Genomic DNA, 4,139 nt, shown 5'->3' with positions numbered 1-4,139 from the left:
AGGGGGGGGAGGGGAGGGAAGAACAGAAGTTTTTTCCGATCATTACCCGTCAAAATAAATTTGACGAACTACTAGGAGTATGGCTAACGCCACTTCGCTATAAATCTATTGATAGTTTTTAGGGATACCAACTTGTGATAAACCAGCAATTACTTTCAAGTTTTGACAACGAATTAATTCACTAAAATTTAAACCAGAACGCCCTTCTATTGTTCCTGCTGCTTCAATAGCTGTTAACAAATGTTGGGCGGCTTCAGTTTCTGAATAACCCCGTCTTTGGGCGATTCTAATAGCGACTGTATCAGCAGTTAATTCTGACTCCTGAGATTTATTCGTGCGCCAAATCCGTATAGCCGCTACAGCACTTAATCCCCCAGCTATTACCACACCTACCACATCCGCCTGGACTGCTTCGAGTATTCCCCCTACAAGCCCTGCTAACACCACACCTTGATAAACATTAGGTTGCAGCCATTTCACCCCTATTAACCAGGATACTTTTTGCAATAGGAGTAAATCCCGTTGGGGTTTTGTCAACCGTCTCCATAAGTCGAAATTAATATATATTGGTCTTGCTTGACTTAAAGGCAAAGGAAAAGCCGCATCTATTACCTGCTTTTGTTCTGGTTTACTGACGATTTTGGTCATCATTCGCCCAGAAGCAGGCATTACATCCAACAACCGACGAATTTCAATATTTGGTTCCATAACACCCATTATTAGTCATAATTATGTATATTCAATGACTACTAAGATTACACTTTATTCCACTTTATATTTATATGGACGCTTTTGATCCCAATCCGCCAGAATGGACTAATCAAGCTGTACACGCCTATCAGTTTCATTGTCCCAAATGCCATGCTGGTAGTCGAGATGCTGTTAATGTGTGGTTAAATAGGCGATCGCCTGTCAGCACGCCAGAACGTCGTCGTAAGTGGCAAGAATTCTATCATTGTCATTGCAGTCATGTCTGGTGGGCTTGGAGTAATGATAGACCACCGACGGATTTATCTAAGCAAAATCAAAATAATTAACTGCTTTGAGGCAGAGCCTCTATATGGCATTCCCAGTCGGAGACTGGGAACGAGAGAAAGACGCGGAGAGTGTCAATCTAAATCTGGTTCAACACCAAGCGCACGAAGTTGGGCAATTAATCTTTCGGTTTTTTGCCTTTCTTGTTCTAACTTTTGCCTTTCTTGTTCAGCTTTCTGTCTTTCCTCCTCTGTGCTGGTTAATATCCAATTACCGTCTTTGTCATACCAACGTAACCAAGGCATTTCTACATTTTTATAACTTCCTTGCCACACTCCTAAACCTAATTCTATTTCGGGAATCCAAAACCGAAAATCTGATAATTTTACTTCAGCATAACGAGCGCCTGTTAACTGAAACATTCTAAATTCAGATTTATAACGATCAAAGATGGCGTAATAGGGTACTCTTAAAATTTGTTCGTAAACTTCCCATTTACCAGGAGGTTTTTCTACATCTCTTAATATTGTCCCTAAGTCTTCTTTCTCTGTTCCTGGTGAGAGTAATTCAACAATAATATGAGGATTAACCGCTTCTTGCCAAACCACATAACTTAACCGCAAATCTCTTTTGTCATAAAGAGAGGGAACACCTAACACTGCAAACCAATCAGGGCGTTTATACCATGAAGGATGACGCAAATCATAGTAAAGATTCAGATCACTTCCTGTAAATATTTGGTCGCTAGGATAGTCAGGGGGACGGAATGTTTCGGCTAATAATTGTGGTTGGAATAAATGAAATTGATCTGGCAAACCAGGTTCCTCCGGGTCTTCGCTAGGAAGATCATACATTGTCGGTAATGTTTCTTTAGGGGAAAGTGGCGGATCTGTTTGATACATTCTTAACAATCCTAAAGATAGAATTTCTATTTCTATTATGTCGCAAGATGATTCGGTTTAGAAACGCAATGTTCGCATATTATAAATAAAGTGCAGAATATGGGTTTCATACTTATTCATTATTCCCCGTCCTTTTCCTGTGCTAAAGTCAAAACCTGCACATAAAGCCGATCTGAAATTCTCATTCCCTGTGCTTGCATTTCATCTAAAACATCCTTAACACTATCCAACAAACCCCGACGCTTCGCTAACAGCAAAATCCCCACAGTCCCAATTAAAGGTAATTTTCGAGCCATAGCCACCTTCCTGGCAGCCCTTTCATTAATTAATAACTGAGAAGCCCTAATTTCTTCTGCTAAAGCAATAGCTTCTGACTCTCCTAAATCTAACTTAAACGATTGTTGTAACTCCCTAACCACCTGCTGATTATCTACCGTTACAACCTCCAACCAAGACAAATTCTGAACAAGTTTTGCTGCTGGATGCTCACCTACTTGCAATTCATCAAATACACCTTGGGGAATCACAACTTTACCAAAAAGTTTTGGCAACAAATCAAGATGATCCACTTTTGCCAACTCGCTAATTGGCGTAGTATCAGAAACAATAATCATTTAAGAAATCTGCTGATTTAAAATTAACTCTGCCTGTTCCACTTCTTGACGTAATTCCTCCAAATTCTGAGAATCATCAAAAAGAGAAATACCCCATTTTTTCATCATTTCTATTACCTCTAAACGAGAAACACCAAGAATTTTACCCGCCCTACCACTGCTAATTTCTCCTACCTCTAATAATGTCATTACATAACCTTCTTTAGCTTTTTGTAAAGCTTTTTCTCTAACCTCAGCCGAAAGCTGAATACTTTCTAACTGCTCATCTAAAATTGTTAAAGCCATTACCAAAATCTCCTAACTCTATATTTTTATTTTAATCGTTAAGCTACTTACTTTAATAATGTTAATTTAGGATAAATAGGTGGATCTGTTTGATACACTATTGATAATCTTATATATAAAATTTATATTTCTAAAATGTAGCAATAATTCAGAAGTTACAGTTTTATTTTAGCATTACATTAAGACACTTGAGGCAGAGCCTCTAAAATAGCATTCCCAGTCTGGAGACTGGGAACGAGTTATACAGATGATCAAGCTTCACAAAACCAATACAAACAGCAAATCTATTAATTGACTGAGGGATAATATATACTTAGTGCGAAGAATAACAAAAAATACCAACAATAAATGACATAATACGACCTAGTGTATCAAGACTCGTGTCAGATTTTGAAATACCCGCAATCAAACAGGAGGCGCCCAGAAGCAACAAAATAACTGCGAAAATAAAATTCATTTTCAAATCCTTTAGTAGCAATTGTTCATTCAGAGTACCAAAATGTCATTCATCTGTAAAGTGGAAAGCTTCTCTCATAAATGAATCACGGTAGATAACTATTCAGTTTCCTCGTTCCTAGTCTCCGACTAGGAATGCTATCAAGAGGCTCTGCCTCACCCCTCACAAATCAATCAATTCCACCTCTAATAAACTCGGCAATTCCATATAATTGTGATAACTAGAATAACGCCAATGAGATGGTTCATCAACATAACCACGACGCACCGGATTATTATGAATATATTCTAATTTTTGGATAAACATTTCTTCATTAGCAATTGCTTGGGGATGAAAACCTTCTTGCCAAAGTTGATATTCTTGTTTGGTTTTATGTTTTAATTTATAAATTTCTAGTTGCTTCAGTGTATATTCAGCATTATTTTTCTCAAGTAAATCAATAATAGAACGAGCAGTGAATGATTTAAAATTGCCTATTTCTTTAGATAAGTTAGCAGCAGCAGCGATAAGATGCAGATGATTTTCCATGATGACGTAACCATACAATGTCAACCGCTGCTGACGTTGGAGAAAGTTAAGGGAATCTATGATAATTTGGACAAGTTCAATATTGCCAAATAATGGCATCCAATTGATTAATGTGCAGGTGAGGAAGTGCGGTTGAGTTCCTAATACATGATAGCGACTGCGTCCCATTGTATTTCTTTGATTGATATTGGTATGGAGGTTGAGGCAGAGCCTCTATGATGGCATTCCCAGTCGGAGACTGGGAACGAGAAAATTGATTAATGTGCAGGTGAGGAAGTGCGGTTGAGTTCCTAATACATGATAGCGACTGCGTCCCATTGTATTTCTTTGATTGATATTGGTATGGAGGTTGAGGCAGAGCCTCTATGATGGCATTCC

The 4,139-nt window shown here is 38.2% G+C and carries 6 protein-coding genes; 1 reads left to right on the top strand and 5 read right to left on the bottom strand.

The annotated features are described in order from the left end of the window. Positions 1-105: 105 nt before the first annotated feature. Positions 106-708 (bottom strand): DUF3318 domain-containing protein, encoded by a 603-nt coding sequence (locus IQ228_RS22500; RefSeq protein ID WP_027401096.1) that lies wholly within the window; start codon positions 706-708, stop codon positions 106-108. A 74-nt stretch (positions 709-782) separates the two neighbouring features. Here IQ228_RS22500 and IQ228_RS22495 point away from each other — a divergent pair, with 74 nt between their 5' ends. Then, the gene (locus IQ228_RS22495; RefSeq protein WP_193964508.1) at positions 783-1,037 is read left to right on the top strand and encodes a hypothetical protein; all 255 of its coding nucleotides are present in this window, start codon (positions 783-785) and stop codon (positions 1,035-1,037) included. Positions 1,038-1,109: 72 nt separating this feature from the next. On the opposite strand, the gene IQ228_RS22490 is transcribed toward IQ228_RS22495, so the two are convergent. The 4 genes from IQ228_RS22490 to IQ228_RS22475 all read right to left on the bottom strand — a co-directional run bounded on the left by IQ228_RS22490 (position 1,110) and on the right by IQ228_RS22475 (position 3,929). Next, on the bottom strand, positions 1,110-1,877 hold the full coding sequence (locus IQ228_RS22490) for a Uma2 family endonuclease (RefSeq protein WP_193964506.1): 768 nt from the start codon (positions 1,875-1,877) through the stop codon (positions 1,110-1,112). A gap of 119 nt (positions 1,878-1,996) precedes the next feature. Beyond that, positions 1,997-2,491, bottom strand: a complete 495-nt coding sequence (locus tag IQ228_RS22485; protein WP_193964504.1) for a DUF3368 domain-containing protein — start codon at positions 2,489-2,491, stop codon at positions 1,997-1,999. Then, the gene (locus IQ228_RS22480; protein ID WP_027401093.1) at positions 2,492-2,776 is read right to left on the bottom strand and encodes a UPF0175 family protein; all 285 of its coding nucleotides are present in this window, start codon (positions 2,774-2,776) and stop codon (positions 2,492-2,494) included. It abuts the gene before it with no gap. A gap of 619 nt (positions 2,777-3,395) precedes the next feature. Beyond that, positions 3,396-3,929 (bottom strand): transposase, encoded by a 534-nt coding sequence (locus tag IQ228_RS22475; RefSeq protein WP_193964502.1) that lies wholly within the window; start codon positions 3,927-3,929, stop codon positions 3,396-3,398. Positions 3,930-4,139: the final 210 nt, after the last annotated feature.

The sequence above is a fragment of the Dolichospermum sp. LEGE 00246 genome, assembly GCF_015207865.1.
Lineage (GTDB): Bacteria > Cyanobacteriota > Cyanobacteriia > Cyanobacteriales > Nostocaceae > Dolichospermum > Dolichospermum heterosporum.
This window is presented reverse-complemented; position numbering and strand designations above follow the sequence as displayed.

Coding starts and splice junctions, on each gene's coding strand:
- IQ228_RS22500 (WP_027401096.1), bottom strand. CDS start 708: ATGGAACCAAATATTGAAATTCGTCGGTTGTTGGATGTAATGCCTGCT.
- IQ228_RS22495 (WP_193964508.1), top strand. CDS start 783: ATGGACGCTTTTGATCCCAATCCGCCAGAATGGACTAATCAAGCTGTA.
- IQ228_RS22490 (WP_193964506.1), bottom strand. CDS start 1,877: ATGTATCAAACAGATCCGCCACTTTCCCCTAAAGAAACATTACCGACA.
- IQ228_RS22485 (WP_193964504.1), bottom strand. CDS start 2,491: ATGATTATTGTTTCTGATACTACGCCAATTAGCGAGTTGGCAAAAGTG.
- IQ228_RS22480 (WP_027401093.1), bottom strand. CDS start 2,776: ATGGCTTTAACAATTTTAGATGAGCAGTTAGAAAGTATTCAGCTTTCG.
- IQ228_RS22475 (WP_193964502.1), bottom strand. CDS start 3,929: ATGGGACGCAGTCGCTATCATGTATTAGGAACTCAACCGCACTTCCTC.